This is a genomic window from Helicobacter felis ATCC 49179, assembly GCF_000200595.1.
In the GTDB taxonomy this organism is placed as follows: domain Bacteria; phylum Campylobacterota; class Campylobacteria; order Campylobacterales; family Helicobacteraceae; genus Helicobacter; species Helicobacter felis.
This window is the reverse complement of sequence record NC_014810.2, coordinates 649608-666851: the sequence shown is the minus strand read 5'-3', so window position 1 is coordinate 666851 and position 17244 is coordinate 649608. Positions and strand designations below refer to the sequence as shown.

General features: G+C 43.9%; 21 protein-coding genes, 1 tRNA gene and 1 pseudogene. 15 read left to right on the top strand and 8 right to left on the bottom strand.

What is annotated here, in order from left to right:
• Positions 1-12 precede the first annotated feature (12 nt).
• Positions 13-465 (bottom strand): signal peptidase II, encoded by a 453-nt coding sequence (gene lspA / locus HFELIS_RS03380; RefSeq protein WP_013469134.1) that lies wholly within the window; start codon positions 463-465, stop codon positions 13-15.
• Positions 462-1799 carry a phosphoglucosamine mutase gene (gene glmM / locus HFELIS_RS03375; RefSeq protein ID WP_041302752.1) on the bottom strand — a complete coding sequence of 446 codons (1338 nt, stop codon included), beginning with the start codon at positions 1797-1799 and terminating at the stop codon, positions 462-464. Before glmM ends, lspA begins: the two co-directional genes overlap by 4 nt.
• A 78-nt stretch (positions 1800-1877) precedes the next feature.
• Between glmM and rpsT the strand changes: the two genes are divergently transcribed.
• From rpsT to HFELIS_RS09315, 7 genes and pseudogenes are all read left to right on the top strand, one after another.
• The gene (rpsT, locus tag HFELIS_RS03370; protein ID WP_013469132.1) at positions 1878-2153 is read left to right on the top strand and encodes a 30S ribosomal protein S20; all 276 of its coding nucleotides are present in this window, start codon (positions 1878-1880) and stop codon (positions 2151-2153) included.
• Positions 2154-2156: 3 nt separating this feature from the next.
• Positions 2157-3206 carry a peptide chain release factor 1 gene (gene prfA / locus HFELIS_RS03365; protein ID WP_013469131.1) on the top strand — a complete coding sequence of 350 codons (1050 nt, stop codon included), beginning with the start codon at positions 2157-2159 and terminating at the stop codon, positions 3204-3206.
• A 178-nt stretch (positions 3207-3384) separates the two neighbouring features.
• Entirely contained in the window at positions 3385-3585 is a 201-nt protein-coding gene (locus HFELIS_RS03360) for a hypothetical protein (protein WP_013469130.1), read from the top strand.
• Between the two features lie 76 nt (positions 3586-3661).
• Complete coding sequence (locus HFELIS_RS03355) at positions 3662-4018, top strand: hypothetical protein (protein WP_013469129.1); 357 nt, start codon at positions 3662-3664, stop codon at positions 4016-4018.
• 376 nt (positions 4019-4394) lie between these two features.
• A pseudogene (locus HFELIS_RS09485) lies at positions 4395-4688 on the top strand (putative barnase/colicin E5 family endoribonuclease); the annotation flags it as partial.
• Between the two features lie 324 nt (positions 4689-5012).
• On the top strand, positions 5013-5315 hold the full coding sequence (locus tag HFELIS_RS09480) for a hypothetical protein (protein WP_269446228.1): 303 nt from the start codon (positions 5013-5015) through the stop codon (positions 5313-5315).
• 39 nt (positions 5316-5354) lie between these two features.
• Positions 5355-5498 carry a hypothetical protein gene (locus HFELIS_RS09315; protein ID WP_158652855.1) on the top strand — a complete coding sequence of 48 codons (144 nt, stop codon included), beginning with the start codon at positions 5355-5357 and terminating at the stop codon, positions 5496-5498.
• A gap of 454 nt (positions 5499-5952) precedes the next feature.
• Here HFELIS_RS09315 and HFELIS_RS03340 read toward each other — a convergent pair whose 3' ends face one another.
• Positions 5953-6345 carry a hypothetical protein gene (locus HFELIS_RS03340; protein ID WP_013469127.1) on the bottom strand — a complete coding sequence of 131 codons (393 nt, stop codon included), beginning with the start codon at positions 6343-6345 and terminating at the stop codon, positions 5953-5955.
• Positions 6346-6507: 162 nt separating this feature from the next.
• Here HFELIS_RS03340 and HFELIS_RS03335 point away from each other — a divergent pair, with 162 nt between their 5' ends.
• Positions 6508-8154, top strand: coding sequence for an alpha-keto acid decarboxylase family protein (locus HFELIS_RS03335; RefSeq protein WP_013469126.1), 1647 nt, complete (start codon positions 6508-6510; stop codon positions 8152-8154).
• A gap of 1 nt (position 8155) precedes the next feature.
• Here the strand turns inward: HFELIS_RS03335 and HFELIS_RS03330 are convergent, their stop codons facing one another.
• Together HFELIS_RS03330 and accB are read right to left on the bottom strand one after the other, a co-directional pair.
• The gene (locus HFELIS_RS03330; RefSeq protein WP_013469125.1) at positions 8156-9505 is read right to left on the bottom strand and encodes an acetyl-CoA carboxylase biotin carboxylase subunit; all 1350 of its coding nucleotides are present in this window, start codon (positions 9503-9505) and stop codon (positions 8156-8158) included.
• An 8-nt stretch (positions 9506-9513) separates the two neighbouring features.
• Positions 9514-10011, bottom strand: a complete 498-nt coding sequence (gene accB / locus HFELIS_RS03325) for an acetyl-CoA carboxylase biotin carboxyl carrier protein (RefSeq protein ID WP_013469124.1) — start codon at positions 10009-10011, stop codon at positions 9514-9516.
• A gap of 75 nt (positions 10012-10086) precedes the next feature.
• Between accB and dcd the strand changes: the two genes are divergently transcribed.
• Positions 10087-10647: a dCTP deaminase gene (gene dcd / locus HFELIS_RS03320; protein WP_013469123.1), complete on the top strand. Its 561-nt coding sequence runs from the start codon at positions 10087-10089 to the stop codon at positions 10645-10647.
• Positions 10648-10698: 51 nt separating this feature from the next.
• Here the strand turns inward: dcd and HFELIS_RS03315 are convergent, their stop codons facing one another.
• Positions 10699-11277 carry an outer membrane protein gene (locus HFELIS_RS03315; protein WP_013469122.1) on the bottom strand — a complete coding sequence of 193 codons (579 nt, stop codon included), beginning with the start codon at positions 11275-11277 and terminating at the stop codon, positions 10699-10701.
• A gap of 152 nt (positions 11278-11429) precedes the next feature.
• Positions 11430-11504 (bottom strand) — tRNA-Asn (locus tag HFELIS_RS03310).
• Between the two features lie 115 nt (positions 11505-11619).
• On the opposite strand from HFELIS_RS03310, the gene HFELIS_RS03305 reads away from it, so the two are divergent.
• Genes HFELIS_RS03305 through HFELIS_RS03290 form a run of 4 tightly spaced genes read left to right on the top strand, consistent with a single transcriptional unit; the run spans position 11620 to position 15285 of the window.
• Entirely contained in the window at positions 11620-11874 is a 255-nt protein-coding gene (locus tag HFELIS_RS03305; protein ID WP_013469121.1) for a YfhL family 4Fe-4S dicluster ferredoxin, read from the top strand.
• The gene (locus HFELIS_RS03300) at positions 11874-13337 is read left to right on the top strand and encodes a Ppx/GppA phosphatase family protein (RefSeq protein WP_013469120.1); all 1464 of its coding nucleotides are present in this window, start codon (positions 11874-11876) and stop codon (positions 13335-13337) included. Before HFELIS_RS03305 ends, HFELIS_RS03300 begins: the two co-directional genes overlap by 1 nt.
• On the top strand, positions 13334-14350 hold the full coding sequence (waaC, locus tag HFELIS_RS03295; RefSeq protein WP_013469119.1) for a lipopolysaccharide heptosyltransferase I: 1017 nt from the start codon (positions 13334-13336) through the stop codon (positions 14348-14350). Before HFELIS_RS03300 ends, waaC begins: the two co-directional genes overlap by 4 nt.
• On the top strand, positions 14347-15285 hold the full coding sequence (locus HFELIS_RS03290; protein WP_013469118.1) for a lipid A biosynthesis lauroyl acyltransferase: 939 nt from the start codon (positions 14347-14349) through the stop codon (positions 15283-15285). Before waaC ends, HFELIS_RS03290 begins: the two co-directional genes overlap by 4 nt.
• Here the strand turns inward: HFELIS_RS03290 and lpxE are convergent.
• A complete protein-coding gene (lpxE, locus tag HFELIS_RS03285; RefSeq protein ID WP_013469117.1) occupies positions 15278-15844 on the bottom strand; it encodes a lipid A 1-phosphatase LpxE in 567 nt (188 codons plus the stop codon). The genes HFELIS_RS03290 and lpxE overlap by 8 nt on opposite strands.
• 159 nt (positions 15845-16003) lie before the next feature.
• Here lpxE and HFELIS_RS03280 point away from each other — a divergent pair, with 159 nt between their 5' ends.
• Both HFELIS_RS03280 and plsY read left to right on the top strand, forming a co-directional pair.
• Positions 16004-16534 carry a hypothetical protein gene (locus tag HFELIS_RS03280; RefSeq protein ID WP_013469116.1) on the top strand — a complete coding sequence of 177 codons (531 nt, stop codon included), beginning with the start codon at positions 16004-16006 and terminating at the stop codon, positions 16532-16534.
• Between the two features lie 39 nt (positions 16535-16573).
• Positions 16574-17242 (top strand): glycerol-3-phosphate 1-O-acyltransferase PlsY, encoded by a 669-nt coding sequence (gene plsY / locus HFELIS_RS03275; RefSeq protein ID WP_013469115.1) that lies wholly within the window; start codon positions 16574-16576, stop codon positions 17240-17242.
• Positions 17243-17244 lie beyond the last annotated feature (2 nt).

The following is a 17244-nucleotide window of genomic DNA, read 5'->3' as shown; positions in this document are numbered from 1 at the left end:
CCAAAACCCGTATTATACTTGCCCTTGCTTGTCTTTTGCCTTAAAGCTCTTTAAAATAAGTAACCCCACCCCCACATCAATGAGCACATCAGCCAGATTAAAGATCGCAAAATCAAACTTATAGTGCCAGTAAACATAGTCAATCACATGCCCGTGCACAAAGCGATCGATCACATTAGAGCTTCCCCCTCCTAGCACCAAACCAAAAGATAGGGCATGTTGGGTAAAAAACTCCTTTTGCCGCCACAAAAACACCCCAACACCTACCAACAACACTATTTGCAAATATTTAAGCCATGTTCCCAAAAAATGCAACATGGAGAAGGCTACACCATCGTTATAAGCCAATACAATAGAAATTACCGGCCCCTCATAGCGCAAGCCCTGTAAGATCAACTGCTTTACGGCTTGATCGGCAAAAATAGCCAATACAAAGGCGAGCCAAAAAATCAAGACAGATTTCAAGTTAAATGATCTTTAAAAAAAATCTGTAATTCCTGAGCGCGTTTTTCTAGTAGGGAGCGATCCTGCCCTTCCAATAAGATACGCAAAATATTCTCTGTGCCTGAATAGCGGATCAGATGACGGATATTTTCTTGTTCTAAATTTTTAAGCATTTCTTTAAAGTGAGGGAGCTTTTCTAAAGGCTTCTTAGTTTTAATGCGGACATTTTCTAGGAGTTGAGGATACAATTCAAAGGGGCTTAACACCTGTGAGCTACGCTTGCGGCTTTCAATCACACACGCAGCCACCTGTAAAGCGCTCATAATTCCATCACCCGTTTTAGAATAATCCCCAAAAATGATATGCCCGCTTTGCTCACCTCCAAAATTAGCCTCTTGCTCTTGCATGCACGCGCTCACAAATTTATCCCCCACCTCACAACGCACCAAAGAAATCCCCTGACCACTCAAATATTCTTGCAGGGCTAAATTGCTCATAGTGGTTGCCACAACTTTATTACTAGCCAATTTGGTGCGTTGTTTTTGATACATAGCTAAAACCCCGATGAGTTTATCTCCATGCACCACTTGCCCCAATTCGTCCACCACGACCAACCGGTCAGCATCCCCATCTAAGGCGATTCCTAAATCTGCCCTATAACGCTTCACCTCTTGGCTGAGACCTAGAGGGTAAAGGGCTCCACATTGGGCGTTAATATTGCTCCCATTAGGTTCATCATTGATCACAATCACATCTGCGCCCAACTCACTAAAGACAATGGGAGCGACTTTATAGCCCGCTCCATTAGCCACATCAATCACCACGCGCATACCCTGTAAACTCAAATGCTTAGGGAAAGAGTTTTTCAAATGCACAATATAGCGTCCTATCACATCATCGATGCGCTTAGAGCTCCCAATAGCCACCCCACTTTGATAGCTACTCTCTAGCCGCTTGGAATCAGCAAAAATTTTTTCAATCTCTGCTTCGCTCTGTTTTTGCAACTTGTAACCAAAGCGATCAAAAAACTTGATTCCATTGTCTTCAAAGGGATTATGGCTAGCACTAATCATCACTCCCGCATCACAGCGCATATTTTCAGTTAAAAAGGCGATGGCTGGGGTGGGCATAGGACCTATTTGCATCACATCATAACCCACAGAAGTGAGCGCACTCACTAAGGCGTTTTCAATCATGTAGCCACTCTTGCGCGTGTCCTTACCCACTAAAATTTTACGGCTTGCGCCCTGCTCTTTAAAATAAAGCCCTGCTGCAATGCCTAGTTGTATCACAAACATGGGGGTGATTTCCACTCCCGCTCTGCCCCTTACTCCATCTGTGCCAAAAACCATCATCTACCCTAATTTTAATCAGTCTTTAATGCTGTGTAAGCTAAAATTTTGCCATGTTATTTTTGATAAAAGGATTAAGTAGTGGCTAACCATAAGTCCGCAGAAAAGCGCATTCGCCAAACCCTCAAACGCACAGAACGCAATCGTTTTTACAAAACACGCCTTAAAAATATTGTAAAGGCTGTGCGCGAAGCTGTGGCGCATAATGATGTGCCCAAAGCCCAAGATGCTTTGAAAGTAGCTAATAAGGAATTGCATAAATTCGTAAGTAAGGGAGTTTTAAAGAAAAACACCGCGTCTAGGAAAGTGTCTCGTTTAAATGCGAGCGTGAAAAAGATCGCCCTTGCCAACGCTTAAGCCGTGCTATCTGAAAAACTCCAAGCGATTGTTCAACGCTACGATGCAATCGCGCACTCTCTCACACAACCCGAAGTTTTAGGCGATATTAAGCAACTCACAGAGCTTAGCAAAGAGCAAGCTGGTTTAGAGGAATTAGCCCAAGTGGCTAAGACCTATTTGCAGACCCTAGAGGGTATCCAAGAAAATAAGTCTCTATTGGAGGATAAAGAACTAGGCGAGCTGGCTAAAGAAGAGCTTAAGGTCCTAGAGGAAGAAAAGTTAAGCCTAGAGGAGCGCATCAAAATTTTGCTCATCCCCAAAGACCCTAACGACAACAAGAATATTTACTTAGAATTGCGTGCGGGCACTGGAGGAGATGAAGCGGGTATTTTTGTGGGCGACTTGTTTAAAGCTTACTGCCGTTATGCAGATTTGAAAAAATGGAAAGTAGAGATTGTCAGCTCCAGCGAGAATAGCGTAGGGGGTTACAAGGAGATGATCGCTTTAATCAAGGGGCAGGGGGTGTATTCGCGCCTAAAATTTGAGGCGGGCACACACCGCGTGCAACGCGTGCCTGAAACCGAGTCACAGGGGCGTATCCACACTTCTGCTGTAACTGTAGCGATTATGCCTGAGGTGGATGATGTGGAAGTGAATATCAACCCCAATGATTTACGCATAGAGGTGTTTAGAGCAGGCGGGCATGGGGGGCAATGTGTGAACACCACAGACTCGGCGGTGCGCATCACTCATATTCCCACAGGCATTAGCGTGTCCATGCAGGATGAAAAATCTCAACATAAAAATCGCGACAAGGCTTTAAAAATCCTCAAAGCCCGCTTGTATGAAAAGCAGATCGAAGAGCAACAACAGGCCAATTCTGAAAGCCGTAAAATGCAGGTGGGCAGTGGGGATCGTAGTGAACGCATCCGCACTTATAACTACCCACAAAACCGCTTGAGCGATCACCGCATTAACTTAACCCTTTATAGCCTAGAGGAGATCATGCTCTCGGGCAATTTAGATCCAGTCATCGAGCCCTTGATCGCACACGCCCAAGCACAGGGGTAATTCTTTTCTTGTAAAAGCTGAAATCTTAGCACATTTCTCATTGAGATGGCTAATTCTAGCCCGCGCGCAAACTGCTCAACTCCTACTACAAGGACATCAAAGACCCCGGATTAAAAGATTATCTAGCTAACCACATCAAGGGTTTTATCAAAAGAGATATCGGTACAGGCATTTCTAGTTGGCCCAAAAGTTAGGCACACAAGATTGCCAAGTCTTAGAAATACACTTGCTCAATCGCATGTTTGAAAGAAGCGCGTATGAGGGGGAAAATTTAAAAGTCTTTGATCGCAACGCCTTTTTTAAGAATTTGGAGAGTTTGTGCGCCAAAGAGGGGTCTTTTAAACGCGGGAAGTTGGATCAAATTCAAACTGCAGATTAGATTTAAAGCGTTTAGATAATTCAAGGCGCAAAACACACAGATTAAAATTAAGGGCACGCTCAAGCAAGAGGGGGTGGTGTCTTATGTTTATGAGTCTCCCCATGCCAGCGTGCACACCACCCAAAACAAACAAGACATTAAAGTCTTTGATGTGCATCCTAGAGAAACCCCACCTAAAGGAGAAAGGGGTAATCCTCTAGAGGAGGAGTGGCTAAAAGCCTTTAATCTTAAAAGCCTTGATGAGCCCTTTATGCCCAGCTTTAGCCCTGCAGTGCAACAAGCTTTAGAGCCCGTGCTCAAGGGGGAGCAAATCCAATTAACCCGCGGGAGTTTGGCTAAATTGGCAAAAAGGCAAAGAGATAGTCTGTTGCCCCATATCAAACCCGCTTTAGAGCAAAGCGATATGATTTTAAGAGAAAAGAGAACGCCCTAATTTTTGTTAAAGATATTGGAAAACATATTATTTTACCAATGTAGCACGCTCAAAGGATGGAGCTTGGAGTATCCGCACTAATTCATTAAAACTTTAAACAGGTTAAAGAATATTGTGGGCGATTTAGGAGAAGTGTTACACATTAGCGAGAAAGTCCCAAATATTCTCGCTGAGACTTTTAAGGTTAAAACATTTTCTAACCAACTCGTGGATAATTATAGCGCAATAGGATTTAGGGATACCATACCCCCCTTACATGTAGCCTAACCCCGCTTTTGGGGAAAATTTTAAAGGGTTTGAGGGGAAGGAGGCGCAAGCGGTAGCAAAGCTTTTAAAAGAGCAAAGAAGGCAAGTCGCCGAGACGTTTTATAGGGAGGATTTAAGGCATATTGATTTGGTTTGGGGAGAAGTGCACGATGAAATGGGCAAAATTAAAGGGCATGGTTTAAGTAAGATTTTAGAGAATCATCTAGACGACTTTAAAGACTTTGAGGGGGCTAATGCTTTAGAGAAATTGGGGAATGGGATTGAGCAGATAGTGCAAAGGGGCGAAATTGCCAAAAGACAAGGCAGGGCAGAGGCTTACAATATCGAATATAACGGCTTTGTTGTGGGAGTTAATAAGGGTTACAATAAGCAAGGCGATAACTATTGGGTTGTTACAGCTTTTGACAAGAAAAAACCTATTGGAGAGAAAACCCCTAAGACAGCACGCGCTAAGGATTTAACTAAAGAGGCGGACAATCTCCCTTTAAACTCCAATAAAGAACTTACCACACCCCCCCTTAAAAGTTTAACGCCCTTACAGCGGGCTTTAGAGCGCAAAAAGGCCAAAGAAGAGGCTAGCAAACAAGCCCTAGAGGCTAAAGAGGCCAAATACAAGGCCCAAATAGAAGAGCAGGAGCTAGAAAGAGAGGTTGCGCTAGCCCAAAAAGAAAACCAAGCGGGCACTAAGGAGAATCAAAAAGATTTAAAACTCGGCACGCCTATTCCTATGCAAAGATTACAAGGACGCTCTAGCAGTGTCAGCCTAGATGATGAGCGCATTTATCCGTTAGATTTTGTCATTGTGAAAGCCCAAGATGTCAAACCTAGTTTTAACACGGGTGTGGGCACACAACAACGCACACAAACTAACTCTAAAGTTGTCGAGCAGATCGCCCAAAACTTCAAGCCTGAAATGGTGTTAAATAGAGGCGGGTTTGATGATTTAGTTATCGCGGGCAATCATAGGGCTAAGGGGGGATGCAAAACTTCACCCCCCAAAGTAGACAAGTCTATGAGCAAGCCATCTTAGAACACTATGGTGTTGTAGCTTAAAAGCGATGAACTCTTGTTGCGCACGCCTAAAAATGAGTTAAACACACAAGAAATTATTAATCTAGTCTCTGCTAGCAATAAAGAGAGGGCGCACACCTACGGGGATAAACTTATCGCTGCTTTAGGCAAATACAACTCTAAATTAGCCATGAAGAGTTAGAAAACTATTAGATGGATGATTGAAGATTGGACAGAGAGAATGTAAGTAGTAGCACAAAGACACGACGCGGTGTGGGTAATGTTTTTTGACAAGCCTATCAAAAGCTGAATTTTTTTAGGTTTCACCTTGCTTGTGCTTTGGGATTATTGGGCTAATGCCATCAACACAGCGTAACTAGACGATCATAATTGCTTTTTTAAGTTCTATAGAGGATTCCTCTGAACTCGTTCATAGTTCAAATTCTATATATCTTAAAGATACCTTGCTCTCTTGTAATAATATTTGCCGGTGCGCTGTCATTTCCTTCAAGCGTTGAAACTCTTGTTGTATGCCATGCATTAGAGGAATTGCTACTGGCCACAATAACCTTGACCACCATGAGTCTCCCGAATCTATGGTGAGGGGTTTGTTTGTTTCTGCCTCCGTTTCTGTTGCTATGTTTTTGGTTTTAATACTAAACATCATTTTGATGCATGGCATTTTCAAGGCAAACCCATTTAGAAAACCTATGTATTTCTTGTTCTGCATCTAAGCAAATCCCATGCGTGTCTTTCCCCAAGAGTTGGGCTAAAGCACTTAAGTCTAACTTAAACTGATGATCCCATTGATCCCAAATAGTGTTTTCATCTGCTTTAAAAATAGGACTGGCCAAAAGATAAAACAAAAGAGCTTGGTGTGTTGGATGGGGTTGATGGCAGATTCCCTCATACAAGCTTTGGGCTAATTCGTGTTTCTCTTTTTCTAATGTCATTCTGTGCTTTTGGATCAAACCCCTCAAACTTACTTTCGCGCTTTCTAAGTCTGTGGCATTTAAAAGTTGGTGTTTAGCTTGCAGGTAATCTTTCATAAAGGTAATCCTCTATTTTAGGGAGCATTATAACCACTCTTAGTTATGGGTTATCTTCTTTTTAAGCCAATGCGCTTTATTGTTTGTTGATAACGATAAAAAGTTATAATGCACGCTGTTATTGGTTTTTTGATGTTTTTAAATTTTCTAGGAGACTTCAACATGAAAACGACAATCGGGCAGTATTTGTTAGACAGACTCAAAGACTATGGAATTAAATATATTTTTGGTGTGCCGGGGGATTATAATTTGGGGTTTTTGGACCTCATAGAAGACGATCCATATTTGGAATGGGTGGGGAATTGCAATGAGCTCAACGCTTCTTATGCTGCCGATGGTTATGGGCGCATTAAGTCTATGGCGGCTTTGGTAACCACTTTTGGGGTGGGAGAATTGAGCGCCATCAATGGTATCGCAGGGGCGTATGCAGAGAGTGTGCCCGTGGTCAAAATTGTGGGGATGCCCTCTAGGAATGTTTCTAATAATAAGTGTCTTGTGCACCACACACTAGGTGATGGCGAGTTTATGAAGTTTTTTAACATGTATAAGGAAGTTACGACCGCCCAAACTATTTTAAATAAACAAAATGCCAAAAATGAAATCGATAGGGTGTTAGCGGAGTGCTATCTGCAAAAAAAACCCGTTTATATTGGGATTCCTGTGGATGTGCCCAATATTCAAATTGCGATGTCCTCCCCCCTACGCTACAAACCCAAGAGCGATAAGAAAATCCTCAATACCTTTATTGAAGCCTTGAAACAAGAAGTAAAACAAGCCCAGTCTGTGATTGTGTTGGCCGATTATGAGGTCAATCGCCACTGCCTCAACCAAGCTCTGCACGATTTTATTGAAAAAACTAATCTGCCTATTGCTTCGCTAGCAATGGGTAAGGGGGTTTTTCCGGAAAATCATCCTAATTTTCTTGGGGTTTATAATGGCATTTTGAGCGATGAAAAAGTTACTAAGGCGATTAAAAGCTCGGATTATGCGCTTTTAATTGGGGTTAAACTCACCGACTCGCTCACGGCTGGGTTTAATTACATCTGCCCTGAACCCACCCCCACTATTGAAATCCACCCCTTTTATAGCAAAATAGGCGACAAAATTTACAGCGATATTTTGATGCAAGATGTCTTAAAAAGAATCTCTGCTCTCAAATTTAACGCCACATTACCTCCCAAACAACCCCATAAACCTAAGCCAAAATTAGAGGGCAAGCTCACTCAAGAGGTATTTTTCCAAGCGATCGAACAACATTTGCGCCCTGAGGATGTTTTGATTGCTGAACAGGGCACTTCATTTTTTGGAGCGATAGATATTAAATTGCCTGATGGGGTGCGTTTTATAGGGCAGCCACTTTGGGGCTCAATTGGTTATACTTTTGGCGCGTTGCTAGGGACTTGTTTAGCAGATAGAAAGCGCAAAAATATTCTGCTAGTGGGCGATGGCTCCTTGCAACTCAGCGCACAAGAACTCTCAACCATGCTTAAAGAAAATATTGCTCCGATTATCATTGTGATCAATAACGATGGCTACACGGTGGAGCGCTGTATTCATGGGCCTAATCGCAAATACAATGACATCAACATGTGGCATTATACGAAGTTACTTGATGTCTTTGATGCCAACTTGCAACGCCATGCACTCGCCTTTAAGGTTTCTAATATAGAAGATTTTTCTCAGGCCTTGAAAAGCGCATATCAGCATGCGGACAAATTAGTGTTGATCGAGGCTTTAATGCAGAGAGAGGATGCGCCCACCCTGCTAAAAAAGCTAGGTGAGCTTTTTTCAGCACAAAATAGCTATTAGTTTAGACCTCTAGGTATTTGGTGTGGATTTTGTTTTGGCGGAAATCGGGGTTATCAAGCATGTTAAGGTGAAAAGGGATAGTGGTTTTAATGCCCTCGACCTTAAATTCTTTAAGTGCGCGTTTCATCTTTAAAATGGCTTGATCGCGATTAGGGGCGTGCACGATGAGTTTGCCAATCATCGAATCGTAGAAAGTGGGCACGCTATAGCCGGCGTAAACATGGGTATCCAAACGCACACCAATCCCACCCGGAGCAATCCAAGTCTTAATCGTGCCTGCAGAGGGATAAAAGCTTTGTGGGTCTTCAGCCGTGATACGGCATTCTATGGAATGCCCCTGTAAACAGATGTCTTGTTGTAGAGGGAGTTTTTCCCCCTCTGCAATGCGGATCATCCACTCGATGAAATTCAGTCCGCTCACCATCTCGCTGACCGTGTGCTCAACTTGCAGGCGGGTGTTCATTTCCATAAAATAAAAATCTTGACCATTTCCATCTAGCAAGAACTCAAAAGTTCCCGCCCCCACATAGCCAATGTGTTTGGCCGCTTTCGTGGCGGTTTCTAAAAGTCTGGCGCGCACGCAAGGGTCTAAAACCATCGCAGGCGTTTCCTCGATGAGTTTTTGTTGCCGTCTTTGGGTAGAACAATCTCTCTCGCCAATGTGTAAAACATTGCCATGTTTGTCGGCTAAAATTTGCACCTCAATATGCTTGGGGTCTTTGATGAATTTTTCAATATAGACGCTTCCATCTCCAAAAGCACTCAGCGCTTCGGTTTCAGCAGCCAAATAGAGATTTTTTAATAGGCTAGGGTCTTCAACCACACGCATCCCTCGCCCCCCACCTCCATTAGCTGCCTTAATAATGATGGGAAAACCGATTCGTTCTGCGACCTTAAGGGCTTCTTCATAACCCCGTAAAACCCCCTCACTCCCCTCAATCACAGGCACACCCGCCTCCCTCATCACTGCTTTAGCCTTAGATTTGTCTCCCATTAAGGCCATCACTTTAGCATCAGGTCCGATAAATTCGATCCCATGATGAGAACAAATTTCTACAAAATTTTGATTTTCGCTTAAAAAACCATAGCCCGGAAAAATCGCATCCGCTTCAAAAAGTTCTGCTGCGCTAATAATCGCTGGCACATTGAGGTAACTCTCAGTGGATTTAGGTCCACCAATGCACACTTTAGCACTCGCCGTATTGAGATAGTGCGCGTCTTTATCTGCGCTCGAATAGATGGCGATAGATTGTTTGCCCATTTCGGCAATGGTTTGAATGGCGCGCAGGGCGATTTCCCCACGATTGGCAATCAAAATGCGTTGGAGATTTTTAGTTTTGGGCGCTTGCATGTAACCCCCTAGAGTTTTTCGATCTTGACAAGTTGTGTGCCGTATTCCACAGCTGTAGCGTCATCTACCTCGATAGCAAGCACCTTACAATCGCATTCTGCCTCAATTTCATTCATAATTTTCATCGCTTCTACAATCCCGATTGTTTGCCCTTTTTTGATGATGTCTCCCACGCTCACATAGGGGTTTGCGTTGGGGGAAGGGCGGTGGTAAAAAGTGCCTACCATAGGTGAGAGAATATAATCCCCCTGTTCTTTAACACCGCTAGAAACACTGGCTGCTCCTGCAGTGCTACTGAGCGCGCAAGCACTAGCCGTAGGGGTTTGGATAAAGGTGGGGGCTGTTTGTGTCGGCACTGGTTGGCTTAAAATAGGTTCAGGATTTGAGGAAACCCTTTTGGTGTTTTTGTCTAGAGTAAGTTCTAGATTTTCTAATTTAAGCTTCATATGGCTCACACTACTTTGATCAAAAGAGTGGATAAGGTCTTGGATATCTGCAATCTTCATAATTTTCCTTGATGATAGATGGCTGGGATCAGCTGTAGTATAATAACATGATTTTTAAATCGTGAAAGGGCAGGAATGGGACTAAAGGCAGATACATGGATTGAGAAGATGAGTTTAGAGCACCAAATGATCACCCCCTTTTGTGCTAAACAGGTGTCTAAGGGGACTATTAGTTATGGTCTCAGTAGTTATGGTTATGATATCCGTGTGGGTTCAGACTTCTTGATTTTTGAGCCTCAACAAAATGGTGTGGTTGATCCAAAAAATTTTGATTCTAACTTGGTGCGCGCAGTGCATACAGAAGACGCGGTGCTCATTCCTCCTAATGCCTTTGCTTTGGCTCATAGTATCGAGCGCATCGCTATGCCTAAGGATGTGTTGGCAATCTGTTTGGGCAAGAGCACTTATGCGCGTTGTGGAATTATTGTCAATGTAACCCCTTTTGAACCCGAGTTTGAGGGGCATATTACGATTGAAATTTCTAACACCACTTCTTTGCCTGCTAAAGTTTACGCTAACGAAGGAATCGCTCAGGTGATTTTTTTACAAGCGGATAGCGTCTGTGCGGTGAGTTACAAGGATAAACAAGGGAAGTATCAAGGACAAAGTGGGATCACCCTACCCAAAATCGGCTAAGATTAAAAACCTCTGCGCTTTCAAGCGCAGGCAAACCCCCCTCAAACTAAACTAGAAAGTGAAGACATAGTTGACATACCACGCATAGTGGCGCTTTTGCTTTTCAACATAGCCCCAATTTTCAGGCACCATAGGAAACTTAATGCCCGCTTCAAAAGCAGAGTGTTTCATGATGCGCATTCTACCACCCACATTAAAGAGGAACTGGAAAGCTGTGTGTTGCACATTTGCAAAGGTAGCGGTGTTGCCGGCAAGTTGGATACCACCCACAATCCCCATAGAGAAAGGCTCAGTAGCGATAAAGTTTACGATCGCATCGGCCGCACCACCATAGGTATAAAGATTCCATTTATCGGCGTTGGTAGCTCCCCACTGATTGCTATTGTTCCAATCTAAAAAGCCATAGACTCGACCTCCAAACCAATCATTGGCAAAACCTACACCACCAACTTGTACGCCCATACCATAAACATTCCAACCTTTTGAAAGAGGCGCGCTATAATTTCCCGCTTTACCTTGTTGGTAACCAAGACCGACAAAGAAGCCATTTGTTTCAGCCTGTGCTACCTGAGACCCACCTAGTGCCATCAAGGCCATGAAAGCCAAACTCTTTGTTGTTTTAAAAGCCATTTAAAAACTCCTTACCAAAATTGATGTAAACAGCAAAGCGAATAGCGTTCCACTTTGCTATTTACAATCCGCTCTATTATCGGCCAAAAAACGAACACTAAAGTAAACAAAAACTAATTTTTCAGAAAGCGAAGTTTTGAGGAAAAAGAAACTGGCTCCAGATGTAGGATTCGAACCTACGACCAAGCGGTTAACAGCCGCCTACTCTACCGCTGAGCTAATCTGGAACACAGATCAAATTATACTTTACTTTTGCCCTATTTGTCAAGTCAATTTTTAGTTTTCTCTTAAGTTTTGCTTTGCTATGATGAAAGCCCTACATCTCAATCGCAAAGGTCAAATGTGTCTTTACTTGTTAGTCAAGAATGTATCGCCTGTGATGCGTGTCGCGAAGAGTGTCCCACAGAAGCCATTGACGAAAACGATCCCATCTACAACATTGATCCCGATCGTTGCACAGAATGCATTGGTTATAGTGATGAACCCAATTGCGTGAGTGTTTGTCCTGTAGATGCCATTATGCCCGATCCTAACAACACGGAAAGCCTTGAAGAACTTCAAGATAAATACCAAACACTACAAGACTCCGAACTCTAATGGCCAAAATCACCACTGTTATTGATATTGGCTCGAATTCTATGCGCATGGCGATTTTTAAGAAGACGAGCCAGTTTGGATTTTATTTGCTCTATGAACTCAAATCTAAGGTGCGCATTTCTCAGGGCACCTACGAACACGGCGGGGTTTTACAAAAAACCCCCATCAAACGCGCCCTTAAAGCCCTCAATGAGTTCAAAGAAATCGCCGAAAAATACAAGAGTAAAAAGTTGCTCTGTGTAGCTACAAGTGCGGTCCGCGATGCGCCCAATGCCCAAGAATTTATCGCCTTAGTGCGCAAAGAATGCGGGTTGCGTATTAAAGTGATCGATGGTAAAAAAGAGGCCTTTTATGGAGGGGTGGCGTGTGCCAATCTCTTACACCATAAAGATGGGATCACTATTGATATTGGCGGAGGGAGCACAGAGTGCGCGCTCATCCAAGAGGGTAAGATCGTCGATTTGCTTTCCTTAAATTTAGGCACCATCCGTCTCAAAGAGCTCTTTTTTGATAAGAATGCCCCTTTGCAAAGTGCTTTAGACTTTATCTATAAAGAGTTTAAAAAGATCCCTGCGCACTATAAAAGCGATCAGGTCTTTGGAGTGGGGGGCACTATCCGCGCCATTGCCAAACTTGCTATGCGCCGTAGTAACTACCCTATCGAAGTGGTGCATGGCTATGAAATGGGGGTGAGCGAACACTTGGATTTTATCCATGAAATCGCCCAAAGCTCAGAAGCGCGCCTAGAGGTCTTGGGCGTGAGCGAGGATCGCCAAGATAGTATTCGTAGCGGTGCGCTGATTTTATGGGCGCTCTTGCAACACTTAAACCCTGAAAAGATTGTAGCTAGTGGGGTGGGGGTGCGTGAGGGCGTGTTTTTAAGCGATATGCTCCGCAACCATAAACACAGCTTCCCCAAAGGCATTAACCCCTCTATTCTCTCCTTGCTCGATCGCTTCTTGCCCCATGCCAAACACAGCCAAGAGGTCAAGCAGGTTTGTGTCAAGCTCTTTGAAGCACTCCGACCCCTGCATTGCATTTCTGAAGAATATCTTTACCACCTTAAAATCGCCGGACAACTCTCTAGCATTGGCAAGGTGTTGAATTTTTACGGCGCGCATAAACACGCCGCCTATTTGGCTCTCAATGCCCTTAGCTATGGTTTTTCGCACCAAGAAAGGGCGATCATTTGCCTCTTAGTGCAATTTAGTCAGAAAAAAATCCCCAAAGATAGCAACATTGCCCATATCAGTGCGATCATGCCCCCGATTTTGACCCTGCAATGGTTGAGCTCTATCTTAGGTTTAGCTGAAGCCCTTTGCACCACACGCGTGCCCAAAGACATCACCTACACCCTCAAGGGTAAAACTCTCCAAATTAAAAGCAACAAAGAGCTTTATCTCTGCCAGGAGGCGATCCGTAAATTAAACACCCCCGTTTCTATGGATATTGAATTTTTATGAAGGTGGGCATTATCCGCCTCTCTGCGATGGGGGATGTGATCGTGAGCGCGGTTTTCTTGCCCTTCCTCAAACAACATTATCCCCATGCCCAGATTCATTGGTTTGTAGATTCTCTTTTTGCCCCCCTACTCAAACACTCCCCCTACATCGATAAGCTCCACATTCTCCCCTATAAACAAACCTTGCGCACTAAGAATCCCCTTAAGATTTGGCGTTTTTTGCGCTCGCTCAGAGAGATCGAAAGTTTAGATATACTAATCGATATGCAGGGATTGTTTAAATCTGCTCTTTTAGGGGCGTGGCTCTCTAAAAAAGCTTTTATAGGATTTGACCGATCGTCAATCCGTGAGCCTTTAGCAAGCTTTTTTTATAACCATAAGGTGGCTATTCCTTACAGCGCACACATTCTCAAACGCAACCAGGCGGTGCTAGAAAAGGGTTTTTCTATGCTAGGCGCGTGCGCATGGGATAATTACTTAGAACAACGCCACCAAGCTTTTTATTTGCCCTCTTGCCCTACTCTTAAAGAATTGAATAACCCACGCCCTAAAGTTTTATTTGTGCTGGAGGCTTCTAAACCTAATAAGATCTATCCATGGGAAAACTTCGCACAGGTGGGGCGCGCCCTCCAAAATATAGGCCTAGAGATCGTGCTCTTATGGCACACACACCTAGATCACGCCCAAGCTCTTTATAATGCCCTCAAACCCCATATTGCCACTACCCTGCTCCCGCCTTTGCCACTAGAGAGCGTGAAAACCTTAGTTTCTAGTATGCACGCTGTAGTGGGAGGAGATACGGGCATTGTGCATTTGGCATGGGCTCTGCAAATCCCTTCTGTAACCCTTTATGGCAACACCCCCAAAGAGCGCTTTGAGCTCAAGGGAAAACACCATATCGCTTTAGTGGGCAATGCGCAGGCCAATTACTCCAAAAAGGACTTTTCGATTCAAAACATCCCCCCCCAAGAAGTCGCTCAAGCTATTTTACAAGTGCTGAAAGAAACTCCATGAGTGTGCGCAGAGAATGGGGGATTTTCTGCGCACACGCGCTCAAGTGGGGAGCAAATGCTCTAGGCTGGATTTTAGCTAAACTCCCTCACCGCGCCTTTGTGTGCTGTGTGCGGGGACTGGGTTTTGTGATGGCTAAATTGGATCGGCGGCGCTATTGGGACGCTAGAGCGAATTTAGATTTTGTGTTTCCTGAAATGGGGCGCGCACAAAAAGAGGCGATCATCAGGCGGGGCTATGACAATTTAGCTTTTATCGTGTTGGAGAGTGTGCGTGTGGTGTTCTTACCTCAAGAGATTTACCAAGCCCGCTTTAGCCGCATCAACCAACGCCATATTTTTGACGCGCTCCAAGAGGACGGACAGGCGGTCATGATGGGCTTGCATTTTGGATATTGGGAGGCGATGGGGACTTATTTAGCACAATTTTATCCCGCACAAGAAAGAGGATCTTTGGGCAAACTGACCAAACTAGATCCGCTCAATACTATGCTAATTCAAAGGCGCGAAGCCTTTGGTGTGCGCTTTATCAACAAAATAGGCGCGTTTAAAGAGCTTTTAAAAATTTACAATAGAGGTAAGGGTTTGGTAGGGATTTTGGTCGATCAAAACATCTCGCCCAAAGAGGGGGTTGAGGTGGAATTTTTTGGGCACAAGGCGACCCACACCACCATCGCCTCGATTTTATCCCGCCGTTACAATATCTCTATTGTTGCTATAGCGGTGGATTTTAACGAGGATTATAGCCACTACACCGCCACTTACTACCCCCCCATCAGGGCTAAAAATACCTCTAATGCGCAAGCAGATATCTTAGAAGCCACGCAGGCACAAGCCACCTTGAGCGAGCAAATTATTAGAGAACACCCTGAGAGTTGGTTTTGGTTTCATCGGCGTTTTAAAAGCACACATCCAGAAATTTATCAAAGACCTACTTAAAACGATTGGTTAAAAACAAAACACACAGCACGCCCACACTAAAACCGGCAATGAGCGCACCGATAGTGTGGGCGTTGTAGTAAATGCGCGCACCCATTGTTAAAAAGGCTAGAGGCAAAAAGATCAGCCACACCCAGCCGTAACGGCGCACTAAGAAGGCTAGAGCGCAGGCAATCATGGAGGAATGCCCACTAGGCATGTTTTTAGAGCTTCCACTAGGGCGTTCGCCCAAACGCCTACCAAAGATCACAACATTATTCAATCCCCATTTGAGAGAATGTGTGGCGATGGTAGTTGCAATGCTCACATGCACAATTTGAATTAAGCCTACTACATCTCTTTTTAGCAAGGGCAGAGCAAAAGAGGCGATGGTGGGCACAAAGCGCGCATAATGCTCAGTGGTGCTAAAAACTAGGGGAACTTGGGGTTGTTTGGCGATTTTAGGGAAGGGGGTGATCGCCCCAATCACAAAGAGCAAAAAAAAACAAATGATGCTTTTATAGGGTAAACTCTTAGGCAAACTCTGAGAATAAATAGTTTTGAACTTGGTGCGATTCATAGGTCTTAAACTTTAAAAAAGTCCTTTCTTAAAAAGATTAGTGAGAAAAGTTGAAGTTTTAAAAACTATAAAAGTCTCTAATTTGCGCCTGTAAAAATCTCGCGGTGGCCAAAGCGTTATTTTAGCGCATTTAAGTCCTAGAGTGCTATAGTTTGCCCTATGAAAATGCTTAAATTTGTGTTGTTGTTATTGCTCTGTGCCTGTGTGCCTAAGCCTTCGCCTTTGGCTAGTTTGGTAACCTTTGATATTGCTTATGAGGGCCATGCGGTTAAAACCTATTGGCGTAAAGTAGGGGATCAAAACTCTAAGGAATTTATGCTTGGGAGCAATAACTGGTTTTTATTATTGTTGCGCGATACTTTCAGAAAAGCCAAAGTCCAAAGCCGTCTTTTAGAACCCGGGGTTTATTATCTAGCTTCCTTTGAGGTGCAAGTGGGGGATCGCTTGCTCAAAAGCCAAAACACTTTGCCCAGATGGCGCACAGGTTGGGATCATGTCCATCAAAAGCCACTTTTTTTAGCCTTTGAGGTCAAGCCCCACACGCCCTTAAAACTCCCTCCTATTGAACTGTCTATCCGGCATATCCCAAGAGATAAAAAACGAGGAATTCAAGAGAGCTATAAGGTCAATTTTTTATTTAATGACAAACAGAGGGTTTTGATTCCGGGGCGTTACATCAAGTCGTTTTGATTTTTCGTTATAATTTAGCTTTTAAGATAAGGGCAATACATGGAAAATCTTTTAAGTTTTTTGACAAATATCAATGTCATTTTCTATCTGATTGGATATTTTGTGGGCGGGATTCCCTTTGGGTATTGGATTGTCAAAATGCGCTACAAGGTAGACATTACTAAAGAGGGGAGTGGAGGCACTGGTGCCACTAATGTAGTGCGCGTGGTGAAACATCTTGACTCGACTCGAGCTAAGAAATTGGGCACAAGTGTGCTGGTCTTGGATTTGCTCAAGGGAGTGTTTTGTGTGTTATTGAGCAAACTCGCGGGGTTGAGTTATGAAACGCAATGGATGGTTGCCATTATGACTATTTTAGGGCATTGTTATTCACCCTTTTTGAGTTTTAGGGGGGGTAAGGGTGTGAGCACCACAATGGGGGCGGTGCTTTTGCTTATCCCAGTAGAGAGTTTGATTGGTTTAGCATTATGGGCGTTTGTTGGTAAAAAACTCAAAATTTCCTCTCTAGCCTCCATTGCGGGTGTGGGATTAGCAACCTTGCTGATTTTCATGATTCCCATCTTACACATCCATTTGCCCGCGTCCATCAATGTGGACGCGCAGGTTGGCACACGCACCCCGATGGTGCTCATTTTTCTTTTCACCCTCTATAAACATTGGCCTAATCTACTCAATCTCTTTAATGGACAGGAAAAAAAGATTTTATAGGA

What these genes read in the sequence shown, in the direction of transcription:
- HFELIS_RS03300 (WP_013469120.1), top strand. Translation starts at nt 11,874, where the DNA reads ATGGCCAAAATCACCACTGTTATTGATATTGGCTCGAATTCTATGCGC.
- HFELIS_RS03315 (WP_013469122.1), bottom strand. Translation starts at nt 11,277, where the DNA reads ATGGCTTTTAAAACAACAAAGAGTTTGGCTTTCATGGCCTTGATGGCA.
- HFELIS_RS03330 (WP_013469125.1), bottom strand. Translation starts at nt 9,505, where the DNA reads ATGCAAGCGCCCAAAACTAAAAATCTCCAACGCATTTTGATTGCCAAT.
- waaC (WP_013469119.1), top strand. Translation starts at nt 13,334, where the DNA reads ATGAAGGTGGGCATTATCCGCCTCTCTGCGATGGGGGATGTGATCGTG.
- dcd (WP_013469123.1), top strand. Translation starts at nt 10,087, where the DNA reads ATGGGACTAAAGGCAGATACATGGATTGAGAAGATGAGTTTAGAGCAC.
- HFELIS_RS03340 (WP_013469127.1), bottom strand. Translation starts at nt 6,345, where the DNA reads ATGAAAGATTACCTGCAAGCTAAACACCAACTTTTAAATGCCACAGAC.
- HFELIS_RS03290 (WP_013469118.1), top strand. Translation starts at nt 14,347, where the DNA reads ATGAGTGTGCGCAGAGAATGGGGGATTTTCTGCGCACACGCGCTCAAG.
- accB (WP_013469124.1), bottom strand. Translation starts at nt 10,011, where the DNA reads ATGAAGATTGCAGATATCCAAGACCTTATCCACTCTTTTGATCAAAGT.
- plsY (WP_013469115.1), top strand. Translation starts at nt 16,574, where the DNA reads ATGGAAAATCTTTTAAGTTTTTTGACAAATATCAATGTCATTTTCTAT.
- lpxE (WP_013469117.1), bottom strand. Translation starts at nt 15,844, where the DNA reads ATGAATCGCACCAAGTTCAAAACTATTTATTCTCAGAGTTTGCCTAAG.
- HFELIS_RS03335 (WP_013469126.1), top strand. Translation starts at nt 6,508, where the DNA reads ATGAAAACGACAATCGGGCAGTATTTGTTAGACAGACTCAAAGACTAT.
- HFELIS_RS09480 (WP_269446228.1), top strand. Translation starts at nt 5,013, where the DNA reads ATGCAAAGATTACAAGGACGCTCTAGCAGTGTCAGCCTAGATGATGAG.
- glmM (WP_041302752.1), bottom strand. Translation starts at nt 1,799, where the DNA reads ATGATGGTTTTTGGCACAGATGGAGTAAGGGGCAGAGCGGGAGTGGAA.
- HFELIS_RS03280 (WP_013469116.1), top strand. Translation starts at nt 16,004, where the DNA reads ATGAAAATGCTTAAATTTGTGTTGTTGTTATTGCTCTGTGCCTGTGTG.